Annotated in this window: 22 protein-coding genes, 1 tRNA gene and 1 pseudogene; 8 read left to right on the forward strand and 16 right to left on the reverse strand. The window is 69.5% G+C overall.

What is annotated here, in order from left to right; genetic code table 11:
- The first annotated feature begins 239 nt into the window (after nt 1-239).
- Entirely contained in the window at nt 240-953 is a 714-nt protein-coding gene (locus ACFYO2_RS26060) for a LuxR C-terminal-related transcriptional regulator (protein WP_388353612.1), read from the forward strand.
- 293 nt (nt 954-1246) lie between these two features.
- On the opposite strand, the pseudogene ACFYO2_RS26065 reads toward ACFYO2_RS26060, so the two are convergent.
- Nucleotides 1247-1820, reverse strand: a pseudogene (locus ACFYO2_RS26065) (hypothetical protein); the annotation flags it as partial.
- Between the two features lie 156 nt (nt 1821-1976).
- Between ACFYO2_RS26065 and galT the strand changes: the two are divergent.
- From galT to galK, 3 genes are read left to right on the forward strand one after another with little or no spacing between them, the layout of a single operon-like run.
- Nucleotides 1977-3038 carry a galactose-1-phosphate uridylyltransferase gene (gene galT, locus ACFYO2_RS26070; protein WP_388353615.1) on the forward strand — a complete coding sequence of 354 codons (1062 nt, stop codon included), beginning with the start codon at nt 1977-1979 and terminating at the stop codon, nt 3036-3038.
- Nucleotides 3035-3997: a UDP-glucose 4-epimerase GalE gene (gene galE, locus ACFYO2_RS26075; RefSeq protein WP_388353618.1), complete on the forward strand. Its 963-nt coding sequence runs from the start codon at nt 3035-3037 to the stop codon at nt 3995-3997. The genes galT and galE overlap by 4 nt, the downstream gene beginning before the upstream one ends.
- Before the next feature lie 47 nt (nt 3998-4044).
- Complete coding sequence (gene galK / locus ACFYO2_RS26080; protein WP_388353621.1) at nt 4045-5211, forward strand: galactokinase; 1167 nt, start codon at nt 4045-4047, stop codon at nt 5209-5211.
- On the opposite strand, the gene ACFYO2_RS26085 is transcribed toward galK, so the two are convergent.
- Nucleotides 5204-5659: a GNAT family N-acetyltransferase gene (locus ACFYO2_RS26085; protein WP_388353624.1), complete on the reverse strand. Its 456-nt coding sequence runs from the start codon at nt 5657-5659 to the stop codon at nt 5204-5206. The genes galK and ACFYO2_RS26085 overlap by 8 nt on opposite strands.
- A 259-nt stretch (nt 5660-5918) precedes the next feature.
- Here ACFYO2_RS26085 and ACFYO2_RS26090 point away from each other — a divergent pair, with 259 nt between their 5' ends.
- Complete coding sequence (locus ACFYO2_RS26090) at nt 5919-6686, forward strand: LuxR C-terminal-related transcriptional regulator (protein WP_388353627.1); 768 nt, start codon at nt 5919-5921, stop codon at nt 6684-6686.
- On the opposite strand, the gene ACFYO2_RS26095 is transcribed toward ACFYO2_RS26090, so the two are convergent.
- Entirely contained in the window at nt 6645-7142 is a 498-nt protein-coding gene (locus tag ACFYO2_RS26095) for a MarR family winged helix-turn-helix transcriptional regulator (RefSeq protein ID WP_388353630.1), read from the reverse strand. The two genes, ACFYO2_RS26090 and ACFYO2_RS26095, sit on opposite strands and share 42 nt — an antisense overlap.
- 119 nt (nt 7143-7261) lie before the next feature.
- Here ACFYO2_RS26095 and ACFYO2_RS26100 point away from each other — a divergent pair, with 119 nt between their 5' ends.
- The gene (locus tag ACFYO2_RS26100) at nt 7262-8080 is read left to right on the forward strand and encodes a trans-aconitate 2-methyltransferase (RefSeq protein ID WP_388353633.1); all 819 of its coding nucleotides are present in this window, start codon (nt 7262-7264) and stop codon (nt 8078-8080) included.
- Between the two features lie 51 nt (nt 8081-8131).
- Here the strand turns inward: ACFYO2_RS26100 and ACFYO2_RS26105 are convergent, their stop codons facing one another.
- The 3 genes from ACFYO2_RS26105 to ACFYO2_RS26115 form a co-directional block, all read right to left on the reverse strand.
- The gene (locus tag ACFYO2_RS26105; protein ID WP_388354212.1) at nt 8132-8734 is read right to left on the reverse strand and encodes a Uma2 family endonuclease; all 603 of its coding nucleotides are present in this window, start codon (nt 8732-8734) and stop codon (nt 8132-8134) included.
- Between the two features lie 86 nt (nt 8735-8820).
- The gene (locus tag ACFYO2_RS26110) at nt 8821-9498 is read right to left on the reverse strand and encodes a TetR family transcriptional regulator (RefSeq protein WP_388353635.1); all 678 of its coding nucleotides are present in this window, start codon (nt 9496-9498) and stop codon (nt 8821-8823) included.
- The gene (locus tag ACFYO2_RS26115; protein ID WP_388353638.1) at nt 9495-10505 is read right to left on the reverse strand and encodes an acyl-CoA desaturase; all 1011 of its coding nucleotides are present in this window, start codon (nt 10503-10505) and stop codon (nt 9495-9497) included. The genes ACFYO2_RS26110 and ACFYO2_RS26115 overlap by 4 nt, the downstream gene beginning before the upstream one ends.
- Nucleotides 10506-10793: 288 nt before the next feature.
- Between ACFYO2_RS26115 and ppc the strand changes: the two genes are divergently transcribed.
- Nucleotides 10794-13535 carry a phosphoenolpyruvate carboxylase gene (ppc, locus tag ACFYO2_RS26120; RefSeq protein ID WP_388353641.1) on the forward strand — a complete coding sequence of 914 codons (2742 nt, stop codon included), beginning with the start codon at nt 10794-10796 and terminating at the stop codon, nt 13533-13535.
- 70 nt (nt 13536-13605) lie between these two features.
- On the opposite strand, the gene ACFYO2_RS26125 is transcribed toward ppc, so the two are convergent.
- The 8 genes from ACFYO2_RS26125 to ACFYO2_RS26160 all read right to left on the reverse strand — a co-directional run bounded on the left by ACFYO2_RS26125 (nt 13606) and on the right by ACFYO2_RS26160 (nt 20118).
- A complete protein-coding gene (locus ACFYO2_RS26125) occupies nt 13606-14289 on the reverse strand; it encodes an LPXTG cell wall anchor domain-containing protein (protein WP_388353644.1) in 684 nt (227 codons plus the stop codon).
- 139 nt (nt 14290-14428) lie between these two features.
- Nucleotides 14429-14932: a hypothetical protein gene (locus ACFYO2_RS26130; RefSeq protein WP_388353647.1), complete on the reverse strand. Its 504-nt coding sequence runs from the start codon at nt 14930-14932 to the stop codon at nt 14429-14431.
- Between the two features lie 102 nt (nt 14933-15034).
- Nucleotides 15035-15637, reverse strand: a complete 603-nt coding sequence (pth, locus tag ACFYO2_RS26135; protein WP_388353651.1) for an aminoacyl-tRNA hydrolase — start codon at nt 15635-15637, stop codon at nt 15035-15037.
- 70 nt (nt 15638-15707) lie between these two features.
- Nucleotides 15708-16292, reverse strand: coding sequence for a 50S ribosomal protein L25/general stress protein Ctc (locus tag ACFYO2_RS26140; RefSeq protein ID WP_388353654.1), 585 nt, complete (start codon nt 16290-16292; stop codon nt 15708-15710).
- Between the two features lie 184 nt (nt 16293-16476).
- Nucleotides 16477-17457 carry a ribose-phosphate diphosphokinase gene (locus tag ACFYO2_RS26145; RefSeq protein ID WP_388353657.1) on the reverse strand — a complete coding sequence of 327 codons (981 nt, stop codon included), beginning with the start codon at nt 17455-17457 and terminating at the stop codon, nt 16477-16479.
- Between the two features lie 135 nt (nt 17458-17592).
- Nucleotides 17593-19041 carry a bifunctional UDP-N-acetylglucosamine diphosphorylase/glucosamine-1-phosphate N-acetyltransferase GlmU gene (glmU, locus tag ACFYO2_RS26150; protein ID WP_388353658.1) on the reverse strand — a complete coding sequence of 483 codons (1449 nt, stop codon included), beginning with the start codon at nt 19039-19041 and terminating at the stop codon, nt 17593-17595.
- A gap of 125 nt (nt 19042-19166) precedes the next feature.
- Nucleotides 19167-19243 (reverse strand) — tRNA-Gln (locus ACFYO2_RS26155).
- A gap of 14 nt (nt 19244-19257) precedes the next feature.
- Complete coding sequence (locus ACFYO2_RS26160) at nt 19258-20118, reverse strand: hypothetical protein (RefSeq protein WP_388353661.1); 861 nt, start codon at nt 20116-20118, stop codon at nt 19258-19260.
- 168 nt (nt 20119-20286) lie between these two features.
- On the opposite strand from ACFYO2_RS26160, the gene ACFYO2_RS26165 reads away from it, so the two are divergent.
- Nucleotides 20287-21603: a sensor histidine kinase gene (locus tag ACFYO2_RS26165; protein ID WP_388353664.1), complete on the forward strand. Its 1317-nt coding sequence runs from the start codon at nt 20287-20289 to the stop codon at nt 21601-21603.
- Nucleotides 21604-21623: 20 nt separating this feature from the next.
- Here ACFYO2_RS26165 and ACFYO2_RS26170 read toward each other — a convergent pair whose 3' ends face one another.
- Nucleotides 21624-22118 carry an SUKH-3 domain-containing protein gene (locus ACFYO2_RS26170; RefSeq protein ID WP_388353667.1) on the reverse strand — a complete coding sequence of 165 codons (495 nt, stop codon included), beginning with the start codon at nt 22116-22118 and terminating at the stop codon, nt 21624-21626.
- 122 nt (nt 22119-22240) lie between these two features.
- Nucleotides 22241-22837, reverse strand: coding sequence for a YwqJ-related putative deaminase (locus ACFYO2_RS26175; RefSeq protein ID WP_388353669.1), 597 nt, complete (start codon nt 22835-22837; stop codon nt 22241-22243).
- Between the last annotated feature and the right edge of the window lie 110 nt (nt 22838-22947).

Below are 22947 nucleotides of genomic sequence, written 5' to 3' on the forward strand. Positions count from 1 at the left end.
GGCCGTGCGCGTACCGCTCATCACCCTCGAATGCAGGGAAACCGATAAATTCCGTCGATCCGGGGCACTTCTGTCCCGTTAGGGGAAGCGCAACGTCGAACAAGCGTGTAGCTTCCGGGGGCATGAAGGGCGGGGGAGCCGGGAGGGAGCTTCTGTCCGTGCGGACCAGTGGGCATCCATAGTGGGGCATCCACAGCGATGCATGGGGATCCATTGGGGGGACTGGGGGGTTGGGCTCGATGGGAGTGCGGCTCATGGTGGTCGACGACCACCGACTGCTCGCCGAGGCGTTGGCCTCGGCGTTGAAACTGCGGGGGCACCGGGTGCTCGCCGCGGCGGCGCCCGCCGCGGGCGCGGCGGAACTGGTGATCAGCCGGGCGCCGGAGGTGTGCCTGCTGGGGACGGCGACACCGGCGGAGCCGGGGATGTTCGACCCGGTGGTGCGGATCAAGCGTGAGCGTCCACAGGTCGCGGTGCTGGTGCTGGGCCCGGTGCCCAGCCCGCGCGGTATCGCGGCGGCGTTCGCCGCGGGCGCCTCCGGCTACGTACGGCATGACGAGCGGATCGAGGGGGTCGAGCGCGCGATCATGAAGGCCCGGGCGGGCGAGGCGGCAGTGGCGCCGCAGTTGCTCCAGGGCGCGTTCAGCGAACTGCTCAACCCGGTGGCCCAGCCCGACGACGAGGGCCAGCGCCTGCTGCAGATGCTGACCCCCAGGGAGGTAGAGGTCCTGGTCCGGGTCGCCGACGGCGAGGACACCCGCCTGATCGCCGCCGGCATGGGCATCGCCCCGTCCACGGCCCGCACCCACGTCCAACGGGTCCTGATGAAACTGGGCGTGGGTTCAAGACTGGAGGCGGCGGCACTGGCAGCACGCACAGGCCTGCTGGACCGAGCGGGCCCGGTGCCGAACTCCTTGCCGGAGGTGGGGGCGGGACCGGGTCCGGAGTCCTAGCGGACGCCTTGGGGAACAGCATCGGGGAGTTCGCTCTCGCGGCTGGTCCCGGCCTGGTCCGCATGCCTGTGCGGGTGTGGGCGCGAGCGGTGTCCCTACCGCCCGCGCCTCGATCCTCAGTCCCTCGGATCGTCAGCCAGAACAACGTCCGGCGGCGGCGGAGCCACCGGTCGGAGCTTCAGTCGGACCAGGAAGAACACGCCCAGGGCGAGCATTCCCAGGCCGGTCCAGAGGTTGATGTTGACGCCCTCGGCCTTGTCGATGTCGGCGTCGGACGCGGTGAGGCCGGCGAGCAGCCAGTTGGCGCCCAGCGGATGCGCACTGCCGATGCCGGTGCCGCCCCAGGGGGTCATGAAGTCGGCGCCGTGCGTCTTGGACAGTCAGTCGGACAGCCCGTCCCAGCCGCCTACCTTCTTCAGGCCGAGGATGGACAGCGGGATCAGCGCCGCGAGGATCACGAAGAACTGGAGGACCTCGTTGTAGATCGCCGAGGACCGGCCGCCGAGGGTGATGTACGCGAGGACGAAGGCGCCGGCGACCACGATGGCGACCCATTCCGGCCAGCCGAGCAGCGCCTCGACGACGATCGCGAGGGCATAGAGGTAGACACCGGCGATCAGAATGGCGGCGAAGGCGAACAGGATCGAACTGAGCAGATGGGCCGCCTGTCGTAGCGCAGCAGCAGGAACTCGGGGACCGAGTGGACCTTGCTTCCACCGAGCGGCGGGCGGCGAAGCCGATGCCCAGGACGACGACGAAGTAGCCGAGGATCGTGTAGTCGAGCCAGTTCGTCGGGAGTCGCAGCTCGGCTGCGAGATTTGTAGCGGATTCGCATAAGAGCTCGCTTCGCTGCGTGAACTGACGCAGAGCGGAACCTACGCCTCCGCCTTCAGTAAATGAACAGTCACCTTGACGCTCTTTGTTTGATTGTGATGTTGACTGCTGTGGTGACTTGTGTTTCGATGTGTTTAGTTCTGTTTGATGATTCGGTGATGAATCGGTGGCTCGAAAGAGGAGTCCGGCGTGAAGAAGACCTCGACCCGACTGGCCGACGGTCGCGAGCTGATCTACTACGACCTGCGTGACGACACCGTGCGGGACGCGGTCGACCGCCGTCCGCTGGACCCGACCGTCACCACGTCCGAGGTCCGCCGGGACGTGTTGCTCGGCGACGCGGTCGCCATCGCCTCGCACCGTCAGGGTCGCACCTACCACCCGCCGGCCGACGAGTGCCCCCTGTGCCCGTCGCAGGGCGAGCGGCTGAGCGAGATCCCGGACTCGTCGTACGACGCCGTGGTCTTCGAGAACCGTTTCCCCTCGCTGGCCGGCGACTCGGGCCGCTGCGAGGTCGTCTGCTTCACCTCCGACCACAACGCGTCCTTCGCCGACCTCACCGAGGAGCAGGCGCGTCTTGTCCTGGACGCGTGGACCGACCGGACGTCGGAGCTGTCGCATCTGCCCTCCGTGGAGCAGGTGTTCTGTTTCGAGAACCGTGGTGCGGAGATCGGTGTGACTCTGGGTCACCCGCACGGCCAGATCTACGCCTACCCGTTCACCACTCCGCGCACCGCGCTGATGCTGCGGTCAGTGGCAACTCATAAGGAAGCGACCGGAGGTGAGAACCTCTTCGACGCCGTCCTGGAGCGCGAACTCGCCGATGAGCGGGTCGTCCTGGAGGGGGAGCACTGGGTCGCCTTCGTGCCGTACGCGGCGCACTGGCCCTACGAGGTGCATCTGTACCCGAAGCGCCGGGTGCCGGACCTGCTCGGCCTCGACGAGGACGCGCGCACAGAGTTTCCCAAGGTCTATCTGGAACTCTTGAGGCGCTTCGACCGGATATTCGGCGAAGGTGAGTCTCCGACGCCGTACATCGCGGGCTGGCATCAGGCGCCGTTCGGTGCGCTGGAGGAGTTCGAGGGCGTCAGCCGTGACGACTTCGCGCTGCACCTCGAGCTTTTCACCATCCGCCGTACGTCCGGCAAGCTGAAGTTCCTCGCGGGCTCCGAATCCGGCATGAACGTGTTCATCAACGACATCCGGCCGGAGGCCGCGGCCGAGCGACTGCGAGAGGTAGCGAGTTCATGAGCGGCAAGTATCTGGTCACGGGCGGTGCGGGGTACGTCGGCAGCGTGGTCGCCCAGCACCTGCTGGAGGCGGGTCACGAGGTCGTCGTTCTCGACAACCTCTCCACCGGCTTCCGCGAGGGCGTGCCTGCGGGCGCCACCTTCGTCGAGGGCGACATCCGCGACGCCGCCAAGTGGCTCGACTCCACCTTCGACGCGGTGCTGCACTTCGCCGCCTCCTCCCAGGTCGGCGAGTCGGTCGTGAAGCCCGAGAAGTACTGGGACAACAACGTCGGCGGCACCATGGCGCTGCTCGGCGCCATGCGCGAGGCGGGCGTACGCAGGCTGGTCTTCTCCTCCACGGCCGCCACCTACGGCGAGCCCACCGAGGTCCCGATCGTCGAGTCGGCGCCGACCCGGCCCACCAACCCGTACGGCGCCACGAAGCTCGCGGTCGACCACATGATCACGAGCGAGGCGGGGGCCCACGGGCTGGCCGCGGTCTCCCTGCGCTACTTCAACGTGGCGGGCGCGTACGGGGAGTACGGCGAGCGCCACGACCCCGAGTCGCACCTCATCCCGCTCGTCCTCCAGGTCGCCCAGGGCAAGCGCGACGCGATCTCCGTCTACGGCGACGACTACCCGACGCCGGACGGCACCTGCGTCCGCGACTACATCCACGTGGCGGACCTCGCCGAGGCCCACCTGCTCGCGGTGCGGGCCGCCACCCCGGGCGAGCACCTCATCTGCAACCTCGGCAACGGCAACGGCTTCTCCGTCCGCGAGGTCGTCGAGACGGTCCGGCAGGTCACCGGCCACCCGATCCCCGAGGTCGTCGCCCCCCGCCGCGGCGGCGACCCGGCGGCCTTGGTGGCGTCGGCCGCCACCGCCCGCGAGAAGCTGGGCTGGAACCCGTCCCGCGCGGACCTCGCGGGGATCGTCGCGGACGCGTGGGACTTCGCGCAGCGGCGCGCAAACTAGCGGCAACCAGCCGCATCGGCAGGTACGGAAAGGTCAGGGATCAGGGCATGAGCGAGGCTGTTGTCGCAGGGGCGGTCGCCGAGCGGTTCGAGGAGCTGTACGGGACCGGGCCGGAGGGAGTGTGGGCGGCGCCGGGCCGGGTCAACCTCATCGGCGAACACACCGACTACAACGACGGCTTCGTCATGCCGTTCGCCCTGCCGCACGTCACCGTCGCCGCGGTGTCCCGGCGCGAGGACGGTCTACTGCGCCTGCACTCGGCCGACATCGACGGCGGCGTCGTGGAGCTGCGCGTCGACGACCTGGCCCCGGAGACCGACCGGAACTGGACGGCGTACCCGGCGGGCGTGGTCTGGGCGTTGCGCGAGGCGGGTCACCCGGTCACCGGCGCGGACGTCCACCTGACGTCGACGGTGCCGTCCGGCGCGGGCCTGTCCTCGTCGGCGGCGCTGGAGGTCGTGGTGGCGCTCGCCCTCAACGACCTCTTCGAACTCGGCCAGAAGGGCTGGCAGCTGGCCCGCCTGTGCCAGCGCGCCGAGAACGTCTACGTCGGCGCCCCCACCGGGATCATGGACCAGACCGCGTCCGCCTGCTGCGAGGCCGGCCACGCCCTGTTCCTCGACACCCGCGACCTCTCCCAGAAGCAGATCCCCTTCGACCTGGCCGCCGAGGGCATGCGCCTGCTGGTCGTCGACACCCAGGTCAAGCACGCCCACAGCGACGGCGAGTACGGCAAGCGCCGCGCCGGCTGCGAGAAGGGCGCGGCCCTGCTCGGCGTCGACGCCCTGCGGGACGTCCCGTACGACGGACTGGACGCGGCCCTTGCCCGCCTCGGTGACGAGGAGGAGGTCCGCGGCCTGGTCCGGCACGTCGTCACCGAGGACCAGCGGGTCGAGCGGGTCGTGTCCCTGCTGGAGTCGGGCGACACCCGCGCGATCGGCCCGGTGCTGACCGAGGGCCACGCCTCCCTCCGCGACGACTTCCGCATCTCCTGCCCGGAGTTGGACCTGGTCGTGGACACGGCGCTGGGCGCGGGCGCGTTGGGCGCCCGCATGACCGGCGGCGGCTTCGGCGGCTCGGCGATCGTCCTCGCGGAGGCCGCCGACGTCGACACCATCACCAAGGCCGTCCAGGAGGCCTTCGCCGCGGCGGACTTCACCGCCCCGCGCGTGTTCGAGGCGGTGCCGGCGGCGGGAGCGCGCAGGCTCAGCTGAGCCGCTTCGTCAGCGTGTACTCCGTGATCCCCGGCGGATAGTCGGGGATCACGCACACCACCTCGTACCCCTGCCTCTGATAGAACCTCGGCGCCTGGAAGTCCCAGGTCTCCAGGCGTACGGCCGCACAGCCCCGTTCCCGGCGGGCCATCCGCTCCGCCTGCGCGAGCATCCCGGAGCCCAGGCCCGCGCCGCGGTGGCGGTCGTCCACCCAGAGGTAGGTCACATGGAGCCAGGTCGCCCAGGTGTGGCCGACGAGACCGCCGGCCAGGCGGTCGGCCTCGTCCAGGATCCAGACGTGCAGCGGATACTCGCGTTCGCCGGGGGTGCCGCGCAGAGCGCGCAGGACGGGAGAGGTCGCAGTGTTCGTCTCCCGCAGCCGGGTCCGGAGCAGATCACGCCGTTCCTTGTCGACTTCTGTCTCCATACGAAACATGCGCCTCACCATAAACGCGTCGGACAGCCAGTTCTGCAAATTACCTTCCGCTCCTGCCCCCCGGCCGTACCCTGATGAACAGCACCGGTGGGGGCCGGTGTGATCAGGGGGCGAGACAGTCGGGTACGACGCCCGAAGTGGGGGTAGCGGTTCTGCACGGCGGCGGCCGTGCGGCGGCGGATGCCCCTGGGCGTCGTACCCGCGTACAAGTCGTCGTTCTCCGGACCTTGAGGTATCCCCTGCTCTTCAGGAGCTTGGGGAAGGGGGTTTCGTGGTTCGCATCCGAGTTCTGGTCGTCGACGACCATCGCATCTTCGCCGAGTCACTCGCCGCGGCGCTGGCGGCCGAGCCCGACGTGGACGTCTCCGCGGCGGGCAGCGGCCCCGCCGCGGTGCGCAGTCTGGAGCGCGCGGCCGCCGAGGGGCGCCGCTACGACGTGCTGCTGGTCGACGCCGACCTGGGCGGCAACGTGCCCGGCGTCCGGCCCGCGGTGCCGGTTCAGGAGGTGGGCGAGGACGGCCTCGTCGACGGGATATCCCTGGTCGTCGGGGTGCGCGCGTCGCAGCCCGCCGTCCGGATCGTCGTGCTCGCCGAGAAGGACGATCCGCGCCGGGCCGCGCTCGCCCTGCAGGCCGGTGCCTCCGGGTGGGTCGCCAAGGACTGCTCGCTGTCCCGGCTGCTGACGGTCATACGGGGGGTCCTGCGCGACGAGACCCACCTGCCGCCCGCCCTGCTCACCGGCGTGCTGCGGGAGCTGACCGCCGCGCGCAAGCACCGCACCGAGAGCGAACAGCTGGTGGAGTCCCTCACGCCGAGGGAGCGCGAAGTGCTGCGCTGCATGGTCGCCGGGCTCGGGCGGAAAGCCGTCGCGGAGAGGCTCTTTCTCTCCCCGCACACCGTCCGCACCCACATGCAGAACGTCCTCGGCAAGCTCGGGGTGCACTCCACCCTGGCCGCCGTCGCACTGGCCCGGCGGGCGGGGGTCGGTCCCGTCGACCTAGCCGGGGATGTTGTCGAACGGGGCGGTCAGCTGGCGTAGTAGTCCGGCCAGTTCGCTGCGCTGGGCGCGGGAGAGTTCGGCCAGGATGGCCCGCTCCTGGTCGAGCAGCCCGGCCAGGGCCTGGTCCGCGCGGTCGCGGCCCTCGGGCGTGAGCCGGACCAGCACCCCGCGCCGGTCGCTCGGGTCGGGCAGTCGCTCGACCAGGCCTTTCTTGGTCAGGCGGTCGATGCGGTTCGTCATCGTGCCCGACGTGACCAGGGTCTGGGTCAGCAGCTGTCCCGGGGAGAGCTGATACGGCGTTCCCGCGCGCCTCAGTGCCGTCAGCACGTCGAACTCCCAGGGCTCCAGGCTGTGCTCGGCGAAGGCCAGCCGGCGTGCCCGGTCCAGGTGCCGGGCCAGTCTGCTCACCCGGCTGAGTACCTCGAGCGGTTCCACGTCGAGGTCCGGGCGCTCCCGGCGCCATGCTGATACCAGCCGATCGACCTCGTCCTCCATGACGATCAGTGTAGTGGTTGTGTCGATGTGGAGTCTCTTGACATCAAGACTCTTGACGTCAAGGTACATCGACGTCAGGCTGGGACCGTTGAGTACGGTCACACCGAGGAGGCCCGCCCATGCCCGCCACCGCCCCCACCTGGGACCCCGCCCAATATCTGCGCCACGCCGACCACCGCGCCCGCCCCTTCGTCGACCTCCTCGCCCGCGTCCCCGATCTCCCCGGTGACCCGCCCCGCATCGCCGACCTCGGCTGCGGTCCCGGCAACGTCACGACCCTGCTCGCCGACCGCTGGCCCGCCGCACACATCACCGGGTACGACAACTCGCCGGAGATGCTCGACAAGGCACACGTGGACCACGCGGGGCCCACCCCCGGCGGCGGCCGCCTCGACTTCGCCCACGCCGACGTACGGACCTGGGCGCCGCCGGAGCCGTTCGACCTGATCGTCAGCAATGCCACCCTGCAGTGGGTGCCGGGGCACGTGGAGCGGTTCGCGGAGTGGGTGGCGGGTCTCGTGCCGGGCGGTACCTTCGCCTTCCAGGTGCCGGGGAACTTCGACGCCCCCAGCCACCGGCTGATGCGCGAACTCGCCCACTCCGCCCGCTGGAAGGACCGCCTCGGCGACACCCTGCGGCACGACGACGCCGTCCTCGCGCCCGGGGTCTACCTGGAGCGGCTGGCCGACCTCGGCTGCACGGTGGACGTGTGGGAGACGACGTACGTCCATCTGCTGGGGGGCGAGGACCCGGTGCTGGACTGGGTGAAGGGGACCGGCCTGCGCCCCGTCCTCACCGCGCTCGCCGACGACCCGGCGGCGCGGGAATCTTTCCTGAGCACCTACCGGGCTGCTCTGCGCGAGGTCTATCCGGCCGGCGCGCACGGCACGCCCTTCCCCTTCCGCCGTATCTTCGCGGTCGCCCGCAAGGACGCGTGATGATCACCGCAGTCGACCATGGCAACCGGCTGGAGTTCCTGGTCGAGCCGGTCACAGCTCCTTGAGGGCGTCCAGCGTGATGTCGAGGTCGAGGTCGTAGGGGACGCCGAGCTTGAGCCGGTCGTGGTGGATGCCGGTCAGCGCGTACGTCTTCGACAACGGGTCGAGCTCGTAGACCCGCACCACGGGATGCCGGCTCTCTCCGGCCATCTCCACCAACCAGAAGTGGGGGATGCCGGCGGCGGCGTACTTGTGGGGCTTGGTGTCCCGGTCGCGCGCCTCGGAGTCGGGGGAGACGACCTCCACGGCGAGCAGCACGTCGGCGGCCTCGAACCGGGTCTGCTCCAGGCCGGTGACGGCCTCGGCGCGGACGACGGACACGTCGGGCTCGGGGCCGTTGCGCCGGTCCAGGACGACGGTCATCTCACGAAGGACCTTCAGCTGCTTCGGGGCCGCGCCACGCAGGCCGGCCAGCAAAAGGTCGATCATGCGGCTGTGGAAAATCCGCTGCGGACTCACGAAGACAAGGCTCCCGTCGATCAGCTCGGTGTGCGGCGGGAGGTCAGGCAGCGTGAACAGGTCGTCCACGGTGTACCCGTCCTGCGGCGGCACCGGCCAGCGGCAGCCGTGCTTGGCGGTCGGCTCGGCGGTCATGGTTCCTCCCATGGACGGGATTCTCGGCCTGCGGCACCAACGGTAGCGGGCGGAATCCGCAGGCGTCATCACAAAGAGTGACCGCGTCAGCTCTTCCGGCGTCCTATCAAGTGCGGCTTCGCCTCCAGGCCGTCCAGCCCGTGCCAGGCCAGATTCACCAGATGGGCCGCCACCTCCGCCTTCTTCGGGCGGCGCACGTCCAGCCACCACTGGCCGGTCAGCGCGACCATGCCGACCAGGGCCTGGGCGTACAGCGGGGCCAGCTTGGGGTCGAAGCCGCGGCTCTTGAACTCGCGGCCCAGGATGTCCTCCACCTGGGTGGCGATGTCCGAGATCAGGGAGGCGAAGGAACCCGTCGACTGGGGGATGGGAGAGTCACGCACCAGGATGCGGAAACCGTCCGTGTACTCCTCGATGTAGTCCAGGAGCGCGAAGGCCGCCTGTTCGCACAGTTCGCGGGGGTGGCCGGCGGTCAGGGAGCTGGTCACCATCTCCAGCAGCCGCCGCATCTCGCGGTCCACCACCACCGCGTACAGCCCCTCCTTGCCGCCGAAGTGCTCGTACACCACCGGCTTGGACACCCCGGCCTTCGCCGCGATCTCCTCCACCGACGTGCCCTCGAAACCCTTCGCGGCGAAGAGGGTGCGACCGATCTCCAGCAGCTGCTGGCGACGCTCCACACCGGTCATCCGGGTGCGACGCGCACGCCGCGGCTTCTCATTGCTCGGGGTGCTGCTGGAGTCGGTCGCCACGGCATCAATCATGCAGCCTCGGCCGTCTCCCTCTTGCTTCGGGAGCCGTCCTCACCAGTGTTCCGGCGGGAATCGATACGCGAGCGTGACGGCCAGCGCACGTCGTACGCCCAGCCGAGCATCTCGAACCAGCGGATGAAGCGTGCCGAGGAGTCCAGCTGGCCGCGCTCCACCCCGTGCCGCGCCGACGTCGGGTCGGCGTGGTGCAGGTTGTGCCACGACTCGCCGCAGGACAGCACCGCCAGCCACCACACGTTGCCCGAGCGGTCACGCGACTTGAACGGGCGCTTGCCCACCGCGTGGCAGATCGAGTTGATCGACCAGGTGACGTGGTGCAGCAGGGCCACCCGGACCAGGGAGCCCCAGAAGAAGCCGGTGAAGGCGCCCCACCAGGACATCGTCACCAGACCGCCGATCACCGCGGGCAGCGCCAGCGAGAGAACCGTCCACATGATGAACTGCCGGGAGATCGTCCGGATCGCCTTGTCCTTGATCAGATCCGGCGCGTACTTGTCCTGCGGGGTCTGCTCCTCGTCGAACATCCAGCCGATATGGGCCCACCACAGGCCCTTCATCAGCGCCGGGAGCGTCTCACCGAAACGCCACGGCGAATGCGGGTCGCCCTCGGCGTCGGAGAACTTGTGGTGCTTGCGGTGGTCGGCCACCCAGCGCACCAGCGGCCCCTCGACCGCCATCGACCCCATGATCGCGAGCGCGATCCGCAGGGGCCGCTTCGCCTTGAAGGAGCCGTGGGTGAAGTAGCGGTGGAAGCCGATCGTGATGCCGTGGCAGCCCAGGTAGTAGAAGAAGACCAGAAGGCCGAGGTCCAGCCAGCTCACACCCCAGCCCCACGCCAGCGGCACGGCCGCCAGCAGTGCGAGGAACGGAACGGTGATGAACAACAGCAGCGTGATCTGCTCGATCGAACGCTTCTGCTCGCCGCCCAGGGTGGCGGAGGGGGCGGGGGTCTCGTCGGGGGCCTTCGAAGAGCCTTCGATCACATCGGAGCTTGTGGTCATGCGCGTCCCCTGTGGGGTCTGGGATTGAGGCAGATGCCGGGGCGAGGGAACCGTGCGGTACTTCCTACGGTTCCGTAACCTACGCCGTCGTAAGTATGGCAGCGCGTCGCCCTGCGGCAAGGGCCCGAAATTCTGCGCATCCTCATGGACACCTATCCTTGGACCGGTCGGACAGCGCGGTCCGCTCTGATTTCTTCCCGGATGTCCGGCCCGTATGCGGCGACAGCCGCCTGACCGCCGTCCGGGTTCCCCTCCGGACGAGCTTCAACACTGCAAGGAGCCGCACCTGTGAGCAGTGCCGACGACCTGACGACGAGCACCACGTCGACCAGCAGCGAGCTGCGCGCCGACATCCGGCGACTGGGGGATCTCCTCGGCGAGACCCTCGTGCGCCAGGAAGGTCCCGAGCTGCTCGAACTGGTCGAGAAGGTCCGCCGCCTCACCCGCGAGGACGGTGAGGCCGCCGCCGAGCTGCTGCGCGGCACGGAACTGCAGACCGCCGCCAAGCTGGTCCGCGCCTTCTCCACCTACTTCCACCTGGCCAACGTCACCGAGCAGGTCCACCGCGGCCGCGAGCTGCGCGCCAGGCGGGCCGCCGAGGGCAGCCTGCTGGCCCGCACGGCCGACCGCCTCAAGGACGCCGACCCCGAGCACCTGCGCCAGACGGTCGCCAACCTGAACGTCCGCCCGGTGTTCACGGCCCACCCCACCGAGGCTGCCCGCCGCTCGGTCCTCAACAAGCTCCGGCGGATCGCCGCGCTTCTGGAGACCCCGGTCATCGAGGCCGACCGCCGCCGCTACGACACCCGGCTGGCCGAGAACATCGACCTCGTCTGGCAGACGGACGAGCTGCGCGTCGTACGCCCGGAGCCCGCCGACGAGGCCCGCAACGCCATCTACTACCTGGACGAACTGCACGCGGGCGCGGTCGGTGACGTCCTGGAGGACCTGACGGCCGAGCTGGAGCGGGTCGGCGTCAAGCTCCCCGACCACACCCGGCCCCTCACCTTCGGCACCTGGATCGGCGGCGACCGCGACGGCAACCCGAACGTCACACCCCAGGTCACCTGGGACGTCCTGATCCTCCAGCACGAGCACGGCATCAACGACGCCCTGGAGATGATCGACGAGCTCCGCGGCTTCCTGTCGAACTCCATCCGCTACACCGGCGCCACCGACGAACTCCTGGACTCCCTCGGCACCGACCTGGAGCGCCTCCCGGAGATCAGCCCCCGCTACAAGCGCCTCAACGCCGAGGAGCCCTACCGCCTCAAGGCCACCTGCATCCGGCAGAAGCTGGAGAACACCAAGCAGCGCCTGGCCAAGGGCACCCCGCACCAGCCGGGCCGGGACTACCTCGGCACCTCCGAGCTGCTGCAGGACCTGAAGCTGATCCAGACGTCCCTCAGGGAACACCGCGGCGGCCTCTTCGCCGACGGCCGCATGGACCGTACGATCCGCACGCTCGCCGCGTTCGGTCTCCAGCTCGCCACCATGGACGTACGCGAACACGCGGACGCCCACCACCACGCCCTCGGCCAGCTCTTCGACCGGCTCGGCGAGGAGTCCTGGCGGTACGCCGACATGCCCCGCGAGTACCGGGGCAAGCTGCTCGCGAAGGAGCTGCGCTCCCGCCGTCCGCTCGGGCCCACCCCGGCGCCCGTGGACGCGGCCGGCGAGAAGACCCTCGGTGTCTTCCAGACCGTGAAGCGGGCCCTGGAGGTCTTCGGGCCGGAGGTCATCGAGTCGTACATCATCTCGATGTGCCAGGGCGCCGACGACGTGTTCGCCGCCGCGGTACTCGCCCGCGAGGCGGGTCTGCTCGACCTGCACGCCGGCTGGGCGAAGATCGGCATCGTGCCGCTCCTGGAGACCACCGACGAACTCAAGGCCGCCGACACCATCCTGGAGGACATGCTCTCCGACCCGTCCTACCGGCGCCTGGTCGCGCTCAGGGGCGACGTCCAGGAGGTCATGCTCGGCTACTCCGACTCCTCCAAGTTCGGCGGCATCACCACCTCCCAGTGGGAGATCCACCGCGCCCAGCGCCGCCTGCGCGACGTGGCACACCGCTACGGCGTCCGCCTGCGCCTCTTCCACGGCCGCGGCGGCACCGTCGGCCGAGGCGGCGGCCCCTCCCACGACGCGATCCTCGCCCAGCCCTGGGGCACCCTGGAGGGCGAGATAAAGGTGACCGAGCAGGGCGAGGTCATCTCCGACAAGTACCTCGTGCCGTCCCTGGCCCGGGAGAACCTGGAGTTGACCGTCGCGGCCACCCTCCAGGCCTCCGCCCTGCACACCGCGCCCCGCCAGTCCGACGAGGCGCTGGCCCGCTGGGACGCGGCCATGGACCTGGTGTCCGACGCCGCCCACTCGGCCTACCGCAGGCTCGTCGAGGACCCCGACCTGCCCGCGTACTTCTTCAAGGCCACGCCGGTCGACCAGCTCGCCGACCTGCACCTCGGATCGAGGCCTTCGAGGAGGCCCGATTCCGGTGCCGGCCTCGACGGACTGCGCGCCATCCCGTGGGTGTTCGGCTGGACCCAGTCCCGGCAGATCGTGCCCGGCTGGTTCGGCGTCGGCTCCGGCCTGAAGGCCCTGCGCGAGGCCGGCCTGGACACCGTGCTCGACGAGATGCACGAGCAGTGGCACTTCTTCCGCAACTTCGTCTCCAACGTCGAGATGACGCTGGCGAAGACGGACCTGCGGATCGCCGCCCACTACGTCGACACGCTCGTCCCGGACGACCTGAAGCACGTCTTCGACACGATCAGGGCCGAGCACGAACTGACCGTGCGCGAGGTTTTGAGGGTGACGGGCGAGAAGGAACTGCTCGACGCCACCCCGGTGCTGAAGCAGACCTTCACCATCCGTGACGCCTACCTGGACCCGATCTCCTACCTCCAGGTCACCCTCCTCAAGCGCCAGCGCGACGCGGCGGCCGCGGGCGAGCAGCCCGACCCGCTGCTGTCCCGGGCCCTGTTGCTCACGGTCAACGGCGTGGCGGCCGGCCTGCGCAACACCGGCTGACGGTCCCTCCGGACATCAAGGTGCCCCCGAGCCTCGTACAGGAGGCTCGGGGGCACCTTGATGCGCCTGATCAGGCCTTACGGCGACGGAACAGCAGGTAACCGCCCCCCGCGACCAGCGCGGCGGCGAGGCCGGACAGCAGGCCCACCGGGGCGCCGTTGCCGGTCTCGGCGAGGTCACCGCCGGTGCCCTGGGCGGAGGGGGAGGCCGACGGGTCGACCGACTCGCCGGTCGACGAGCCCGGGCTCGGCGACACGGACGGGTTCACCGACTCGCCTGCCGAGGAGCTCGGCGAGGCCGACCCGGACGGCGTCGGACCGCCGCCCTCACCGTCGTCCTCGCAGTCCGTCCAGAACACCTTGTGCTTGGCGGAGCCGTTCTCGCCCTCGAAGTTCCAGAACAGCTTGTAGTGCCCGTCGGGCAGCGACAGGTCGTCCGTACGGCCGTGACCGTCGGCGTCCAGGCTGATCTCGCCGGACTTCACCGTCTCGCCCTTGACGTCGGCCGTCGGGGCCCAGGCCTCGATGTGCCAGTCGACCTCCTGGACGGCGTCGAAACCGAAGGCGTCGAGATAGAAGGTGCAGACATGCGGCTCGTTCTTGCGGAGCTCCTCGCCGGTGGCGGCATCGTGGATCTTCACGGTGCCGTTGTCGCCGAGGCCGGTGGCAAGAGGGGTGGCGTGCGCGAGAGGGGCAGCCAGGAAGGAGGCTGTTGCGACGGCGGACAGGGCGCCGGCGCGGCTGAGGATACGCATGGGGCAGTAGTCCATCTTCGAGATGTGAAGCGGGAAGATGTGGAGGGGGCGGCTCAGCTTCCAGCCGGGACTGACCGCAGGTCAATCACGAACAGAGAACGAATAGTTCCGCCACAGAAGTCGAGACCACCCATGTCCCTCAGACCACTACAAAAGTAGCAGTGAGCAGCGCGACCCCGGATCCCGCGAGCAGCCACGCGACCCGCGTCCGCCGCAGCCCACCGGCCACCACGACCGAGGCCAGCAGCAGCGCGCCGCCCATCGGCACCCAGGCGTAGAGGATCCCGGCAGGACCGGAGCGCACCACGTCGTCGCTGCCGGGCTTCACCACGACGGTGTACGTCCGCCCCCTGCGCACGGCGACCGTGTGCTCGATGGCGACGCTTCTGCGGGCGGTCGACCCCACCGACGCCGGCGTGTACGGCCCCGTACAGGTGTCCTCGCCGCACCGCGTCACCTCGACCGTGCCGCGCTCCCGCCCCTTGGTGAGCATCACGTGCTGGGCCGTCCCCCAGGAGCCCCACACACCGGCGATCAGGATCAGCGCCGCGACCGTACCCATCGCCGCGAGCCGCCCGAACCGCAGCGCGGTGACGGAGGCCTGGCGGGACGTGGTGGCAGTGGCAGACATGGCCGGGATCATTGGCCATGGCGCTGCGGTCGGTCAACTTCGCGGGGTGCGGGTGACGGACAAGTCGCCAGTTGTACGTACCTTTCCCGGGGTCCGCTCCCCGGTTTCCCGGCCTCAGGAGTTATACGTGCTCTGAGCCCGCTCCAGCCCATCGATCACGAGGCACTCCACGGCATCGGCGGCCCGGTCCACGAAATAGCCCAGCTCCTTGCGCTCCGCCGACGAGAAGTCCTTCAGCACGAAATCCGCGACCTGCATACGCCCCGGAGGCCGCCCGATCCCGAACCGCACCCGGTGATAGTCGGGACCCATCACCTTCGTCATCGACTTCAGCCCGTTGTGCCCGTTGTCCCCGCCGCCGAGCTTCAGCCGGAGCACCCCGTAGTCGATGTCCAACTCGTCATGGACGGCCACGATGTTCGCCACGGGCACCTTGTAGAAGTCCTTGAGCGCGTTCACCGGCCCGCCCGACAGGTTCATGTACGACATCGGCTTCGCCAGCACCACCCGCCGGTTCGCCGGCCCGGGCGGCCCGATCCGCCCCTCCACGACCTGCGCCTGCGCCTTCCCCGCCCGCTTGAACCTGCCCCCGACCCGCTCCGCGAGCAGCTCGGCGACCATGAAGCCGACGTTGTGCCGGTTCGCGGCGTACTCCGGCCCGGGATTACCCAGGCCGACGATCAGCCAAGGGGCACCTGCATCGGTCGTCACGTACATGTCTCCTTGATACGCGCCGACCGCCGCCCCCGAGGGGAGCGGCGGCCGACAGCCGGTATTCCGGGGAGGATCAGACCTCGGTGGCCTCGGCCTCGCCCTCCGCCGGGGCCTCCTCGGCCTGGGCGGCCAGGACCTGGAGAACGACCGCGTCCTCGTCGGTCACCAGCGTCGTGCCCTCAGGCAGCGGGATGTCCTTGGCGAGGATGGAGGCACCGGCCTCCAGGCCCGCGATGGAGACGGTGACCGACTCCGGGATGTGCGTGGCCTCGGCCTCGACGTTCAGCGTGCTCAGCACGTGCTCGAGCAGGTAGGCGCCCGGCGCGAGCTCACCCTCGGTGTGGACGTAAACCTCGACGTTGACCTTCTCGCCGCGCGTCACCAGAAGCAGGTCGACGTGCTCCAGGAAGCCCTTGATCGCGTCGCGCTGCACAGCCTTCGGGATCGCCAGCTGGGTCTTGCCCTCGATGTCCAGCGTGAGCAGAACGTTCGGGGTGCGCAGGGCGAGCTGCAGCTCGTGGCCCGGCAGCGTGATGTGGGCCGGCTCGGCACCGTGACCGTAGACAACGGCGGGAACCTTGCTGGCACGGCGGATACGGCGGGCCGCACCCTTACCGAACTCGGTACGGGTCTCGGCGGCGAGCTTGACGTCAGCCATGGTCACTCCTCGTAGAACAGTCGGGGAAGGTGGTCACCCGGCCAAACAATCGGCCTGCTACGAAGAGCGCGTCGATAACGGACCGCCGTACGCCTCCTGAAAAGCGGTACGGCCTCCCTCGCCGAGCAACCTGAGCAGTCTACTCGGCGGGGAGGCCACACCCAAAAGGATCTTCGGGCAGTGCTTACTGCTCGTCGAACAGGCTCGTCACCGAACCGTCCTCGAACACCTCACGCACCGCGCTCGCGATCGTCGGCGCGATCGACAACACCTTGATCTTGTCCAGGTCCACGCCCAGCTCACCCGGCGTCGGCAGCGTGTCCGTGAAGATGAACTCGCTCACCCGCGAGTTCTTCAGCCGGTCCGCCGCCGGACCCGACAGCACACCGTGCGTCGCCGTCACGATGACGTCCTCCGCGCCGTGCGCGAACAGCGCGTCCGCGGCCGCGCAGATCGTGCCACCGGTGTCGATCATGTCATCGACCAGCACACACACCCGGCCCTTGACCTCACCCACGACCTCATGGACGGTCACCTGGTTCGCCACGTCCTTGTCGCGCCGCTTGTGCACGATGGCCAGCGGCGCGCCCAGCCGGTCGCACCAGCGGTCGGCGACCCGCACCCGGCCCGCGTCCGGGGACACGACCGTCAGCTTGCCCTTGTCGACCTTCCTGCCCACGTAGTCCGCGAGGAGGGGAAGAGCGAAGAGGTGGTCCACCGGGCCGTCGAAGAAGCCCTGGATCTGGTCCGTGTGCAGATCCACGGTCAGGATGCGGTGGGCACCAGCCGTCTTCATCAGGTCCGCGATCAGACGCGCCGAGATCGGCTCACGTCCACGGTGCTTCTTGTCCTGCCGCGCGTAACCGTAGAACGGCACGATCACAGTGATGGAGCGGGCCGACGCACGCTTCAGCGCATCGATCATGATCAGCTGCTCCATGATCCACTGGTTGATCGGAGCCGTGTGGCTCTGGATCACGAAGCAGTCCGCACCGCGGGCCGACTCCTGATAGCGCACATAGATCTCGCCATTCGCGAAGTCGAAGGCCTTCGTCGGGACGACCCCGACACCCAGCTGCTGGGCGACCTCCTTGGCAAGCTCGGGGTGGGCGCGGCCGGAGAAGAACATCATCTTCTTCTCGCCGGTCGTCTTGATCCCGGTCACAACAAGTCTCCTCAGAGGTGTCTCAACTGGGTACCGACAGACCGTCTCAACTGGCTGCGAGAGGCCGTCTCGGCTGGTGGGGCGTGCAGATGTTCGCTTATCACGGTACGCCGTGTTCGACGCACTCGTTTCCGGTCAGCCTTCGCGCTCGCCCTGCCGCGAGGCCGCCTCGGCCGCCTTCGCGGCCGCGCTGCCCGGACGCTTACGGGCCACCCAACCCTCGATATTCCGCTGCTGACCGCGGGCCACGGCCAGCGAACCGGGCGGCACGTCCTTCGTGATCACGGACCCCGCGGCGGTGTACGCACCGTCCCCGACCGTGACAGGCGCCACAAACATGTTGTCCGAACCGGTCCGGCAGTGAGACCCAACGGTGGTGTGGTGCTTGTCCTGCCCGTCGTAGTTCACGAACACGCTGGCGGCCCCGATGTTGGTGTACTCACCAATGGTCGCGTCACCGACATAGGACAGGTGCGGAACCTTCGTCCCCTCGCCGATCGAGGCGTTCTTGGTCTCCACGTACGTACCCACCTTGGCCTTCAGCCCAAGACGCGTACCAGGCCGCAGATAGGCGTACGGCCCCACGGTCGCCTGCGGCCCGACCTCAGCCCCGTCCGCGACCGTGTTGTCCAGCCGCGCCCCCGCGCCCACGAGGGTGTCCGTCAGCCGGCAGTTGGGCCCCACCTCGGCACCCTCGCCGAGATGAGTGGCGCCGCGCAGCTGCGTCCCCGGATGCACGACGGCGTCCTGCTCGAAGGTGACGGTCACATCGACCCAGGTCGTGGCCGGATCGATGACGGTCACACCGGCGAGCATCGCGCGGTTCAGCAACCGCTCGTTGAGGATCCGCCGCGCCTCGGAGAGCTGCACCCGGTTGTTGATCCCGGCGATCTCACGATGATCACCGGCGACCGAGGCGCCCACGCGGTGCCCGGCCTCACGCAGGATCCCGAGGACGTCGGTCAGGTACTCCTCGCCCTGGGAGTTGTCCGTACGCACCTTCCCGAGCGCGTCCGCGAGGAGCTGCCCGTCGAAGGCGAACACCCCGGAGTTGATCTCCCGGATGGCCCGCTGCGCGTCGCTGGCGTCCTTGTGCTCGACGATCGCGGTGACGGCCCCGGAGACCTCGTCGCGCACGATCCGGCCGTAGCCGGTCGCGTCCGGAACCGAGGCGGTCAGCACGGTGACGGCGTTGCCGTCGGCGGAGTGGGTGGCAGCGAGCTGCCGCAGCGTCTCCCCCGTGAGCAGAGGCGTGTCCCCGCACACGACGACCACGGTCCCGTCGACCGGCCCGCCCAACTCCTCCAACGCCATCCGTACGGCATGCCCCGTACCGTTCTGCCGCGCCTGCACCGCGGTACGCACCTCGGCGTCGGTCTGCGCCAGATGCGCGGTGACCTTCTCACGGGCGTGACCCACGACCACGACGAGGTTCTCGGGGTCCAACTCACGCGCGGCTGCCAGCACATGGCCCACGAGGGGCCGGCCACAGATCTCGTGCAGAACCTTGGGTGTGGCCGACTTCATACGGGTGCCCTCACCCGCTGCAAGAACGACGACGGCTGCCGGGCGAATGGCGCTCACGGGGTTGCCCTTCGGCTGTGGAGGGGGAGGGGTGGACATCCGCAGGATACCGGGGCGTTTCGTGGGGGACATGAGTAAGGGCCCTGACTGTGCTGTCAGGGCCCGAACCGAGGTCTTGCGCGCTGTGGCTCCCCCGCAAGGATTCGAACCTTGACCTGCCAAGACCAAAACTTGGTGTGCTGCCTGGTTACACCACGGGGGACCGTGCGTCAGACCTTACCGGAGTCGCGCAGTGGCGCCAGCAGCTATCCCGTTCCACCAGCCGTCGATGCGGCAGTACAACTCGGCTCCTTGCCGGACTCGGATGACGAGGCAGCCCCGATAGCTGTCGCCGATGTTCTTGCGAACGGTTTTGGGGTTGTGCTTCTTGAGCGTCGTCCGCTGTAGAGCGGATGCGTCGATGCCAACGAGATCGGCCCAGAACTGCTCGGCACCTGTCACATCCGCGCTCTCGTGGATCATGACCCGGTAGCCGAGTCGCTCGCGGGCCACACCCAGCAAGTCGAGCCAGGCAAGGAAGACTTGGATCACCGCGGGGTCGCTGTTGACGAAGTTCACGACTTCCCGGCGCTGATACGGCTTGCTCTTCTGTCCCTCGGCCCAGTAGAGCGCGATGCCAGCCATGAACAGATCCCTGTCGGTGAGCTCGCCGATCTCCCGGGTAGCGCTGTCCTTTACCCGCTGGCGCTCCTCGTCCTGCGCGTTGCGCAGACGGGTCAGCCCGGCCTGCATGAGCGCTCGATGCTCCTCTGGCGTGTAGCGCGGCTCAGGCTTCGGCAGATCCCGCACCCACAGCGACACCGAGCTCCTGGAGCAGCCCAACTCAGTCTCAATCTGGTCGTACGTCCAGCCCTGGAGTCGTAGCTCCCGCGCCCTCTCTCGCAGGTCGTCCTTCGCGTTCGGTCGCTTCGTCCACTCCGGTGGCGGCTCTCCCTTCACCAGCTGGTTGAGGATGTCGTTGTTGAAGATCTTCAGCTCGTCGCGGATCTGGCGAAGGCTGTAGCCGCCGCGCCGCAACGCCACCGCCTGCTCCCGCAGCCGTTCGAAGTCCGCGTACCTGCCTTGCGAATGTGCCATGGGCATACCGTCCGACCGGAATCCGATCTTCCGGGGTCGAACGGTGAGCGATTCAGCAGTTCGAGGGATATCGGTCGGTTTCGTCACTGTCCGGTCACGGAATGTGGTGTAGGCCAGTCACGGAAACTCACCGGAAATGGGGCCCCCGGCGCCCGTAGGCTGGAAGGCATGACCACGACGGGGGAAGACCACGCGACGGCCTTGGGAGGGCCGTGGTGGTGGGCCAGGCGGCGTAGTGCGGTGCTGGACGTGAGTCTGGCCGTGGTGTCCGCGGTGGAGTGCGCGGTGGAGGGGTATCCGTTCGCGCGGGACGCGGGGATTCCGGTCGCTGCGGGGATCGTGTTCGGCCTGTTGGCCGGCTCGGTACTGGTGTTGCGGCGGCGGTGGCCGATCGCTGTGGTGCTCGTGTCGATCGCGATCACGCCCGCCCAGATGGGCTTTGTGATGGGCATCGTCGGCCTGTACACGCTGGCCGCGTCGGAGCTGCCGCGCCGGATCATCGGGTCGCTGGCGGGGATGTCGCTGGTGGGGACGCTGATCGTGACGTTCGTGCGGGTGCGGCAGGACATGGCGCGGGGGAGCTTGACGCTGGGGGACTGGTTCCTCCCGTTCGCGGCGATCACCACGTCGTTGGGGCTGACTGCGCCGCCGTTGCTGCTGGGGCTGTATGTGGGGGCGCGGCGGCGGTTGATGGAGAGTTTGCGGGAGCGGGCGGACAGTCTGGAGCGGGAGCTGCAGTTGCTGGCCGAGCGGGCCGAGGAGCGGGCCGAGTGGGCTCGGAACGAGGAGCGGACGCGGATCGCGCGTGAGATGCACGACGTCGTGGCGCATCGGGTGAGCCTGATGGTCGTCCATGCCGCCGCGCTTCAGGCCGTTGCGCGGAAGGATCCTGAGAAGGCTGTGAAGAACGCCGCGCTCGTGGGGGACATGGGGCGGCAGGCGTTGACCGAGTTGCGGGAGATGCTCGGGGTGCTGCGCAGCGGGGACGGCGGGGCGGCTGTGCGGCGGGAGGGTGTGCCGTTGGCGGCGGTGGGAGTGGCCGCGGCCGCGGCGGCCTCCCGGGTCGTGGACGACGAGGTGGTCGCGGACGGGCCGTGCTTGTCGGATCTGGATGTGCTGGTGGGGCAGTCGGCGGCCGCGGGGATGGTGGTCGATCTGTCGGTGGAGGGGGAGACGCGGTCGTATGCCGCGGACATCGAGCAGACGGCGTTCCGGGTGGTGCAGGAGGCGCTGACGAACGTCCATAAGCACGCGGCGGGGGCGAAGACGTATGTGCGGCTCGCGCATCGGGTGTCGGAGATCGCGATGCAGGTGGAGAACGAGCCGCCGCCCGAGGTGGCCTCGGAGTCGTCGGCGCGGTTGCCGTCCGGTGGCAACGGGCTGGTGGGGATGCGGGAGCGGGTCGTGGCGCTGGGTGGTGTGTTCGTGTCGGGGCCGACGGATGCGGGGGGATTTCGGGTGTCGGCGGTGATTCCGGCGGCCTAGCGCGATCGCTCTGGGGAGGGTCAGCCCGCCGTCAGGCGGGTCGGTTCGATGCCGGAGACGAGGGCCGCGAGGGCCTGGTCGAGGTCGGGGCCGAGGTACCAGTCGCCGGTGTGGTCGAGGGAGTAGACGCGGCCTTCGGTGTCGATGGCGAGGATCGCGTGCGTGGCGGTCTCGGTGCCGAGCGGGCAGACCTCGGTGTCGAGGGCGCGGCCGAGGTCGCCGAGGGTGCGCGCCATGTGAAGGCCGTACAGGGGGTCGAGGTGGACGGCGGCGGGGGCGATCTGGCGGCCGGGGCCGGTGGGTGTGAGGTGAAGGCCGCCGAACTCGGCCCAGGCTTCGACGGCGGCGGGGAAGACGGCGTGCCGGTGTCCGGCGGGTGAGGCGTGCTCGCGCAGGGTGTCGGCCCAGACTTCGGCCTGTTTTATGTCCCAGCGTCCGGGTTGCCAGCCGGCGGCGCGCAGGGCGGCGTCGACGGGTACGGAGAAGCGTGTGGTGGAGGCGCGGTCGGGGTGCATCTTCCCTGGGTTCGTCGAGGTCGAGGCAGTCGTGGTCGTCGGATGGTTGCGGTTGCGGCCGTCGTGGCGGGGTGCCTTGTTGATGTGCGTCCTGTTGATGTAGTGCGGTGAGCCCGACGGACTCAGTCGTCCGTCGTCGTGGAGTCGATGACATGGACGCCGAAGTGGGCGCTGAGGGCTGTGCAGGCACGGCAGGGGGCGGCGAAGCTGCCGTGCAGGGGGTCGCCGTCCTCGCGGATGTGTCTGGTGGTGAGCTTTGCCTGCTTGAGGGTCTTGCGGGCCTCGCCGTTGGTGATCGGTCTGCGGGCGGCGCGTTTGGTGCGGGCGGCGTCGATGGCGGCGATGTGGCGTGAGATGAGCATGGCTTCGGCGCAGCGGCCGGTGAAGCGGTCGCGTCGGTCGCTGGGGAGGGTGTCGAGGAAGTCCTGGACGAGGGGGTGCAGGGCGGGCGGCTGGTCGCCGCGGGCGGCAGTGCCGGTGAGGGTGGCGCCGCGCACGGAGAGGGCGGCGGCGACGGTGGGGAGTATGCCGTCGCGGCGGTGGCGCAGGCTGGGGGCGTGTGGCGTCTCGTCGCTGCTCCATCCGATGCGGGGATCGCCGGAGGGACCGGTGTGCGGGTCTGCGTGCGGTGCTGTCTGCCGGGCGGTCCGGGGGTCGCCGGACGTGCCTGGTCGCGGTCCTGCGTGTGGTCCCGTCTGCGTCGCGTTCATGATCGTCATCCCCTCACGAGCATCCCCCGGACGACACAGAGTGCCAAACGGCGTGGCTGGTGCGGAAGCTGGGGCGGCGCGACACGCCTGGGTTTGGGCGGGCTGTCACGGCGGGGTGA

The organism is Streptomyces sp. NPDC006602, from assembly GCF_042870385.1.
In the GTDB taxonomy this organism is placed as follows: domain Bacteria; phylum Actinomycetota; class Actinomycetes; order Streptomycetales; family Streptomycetaceae; genus Streptomyces.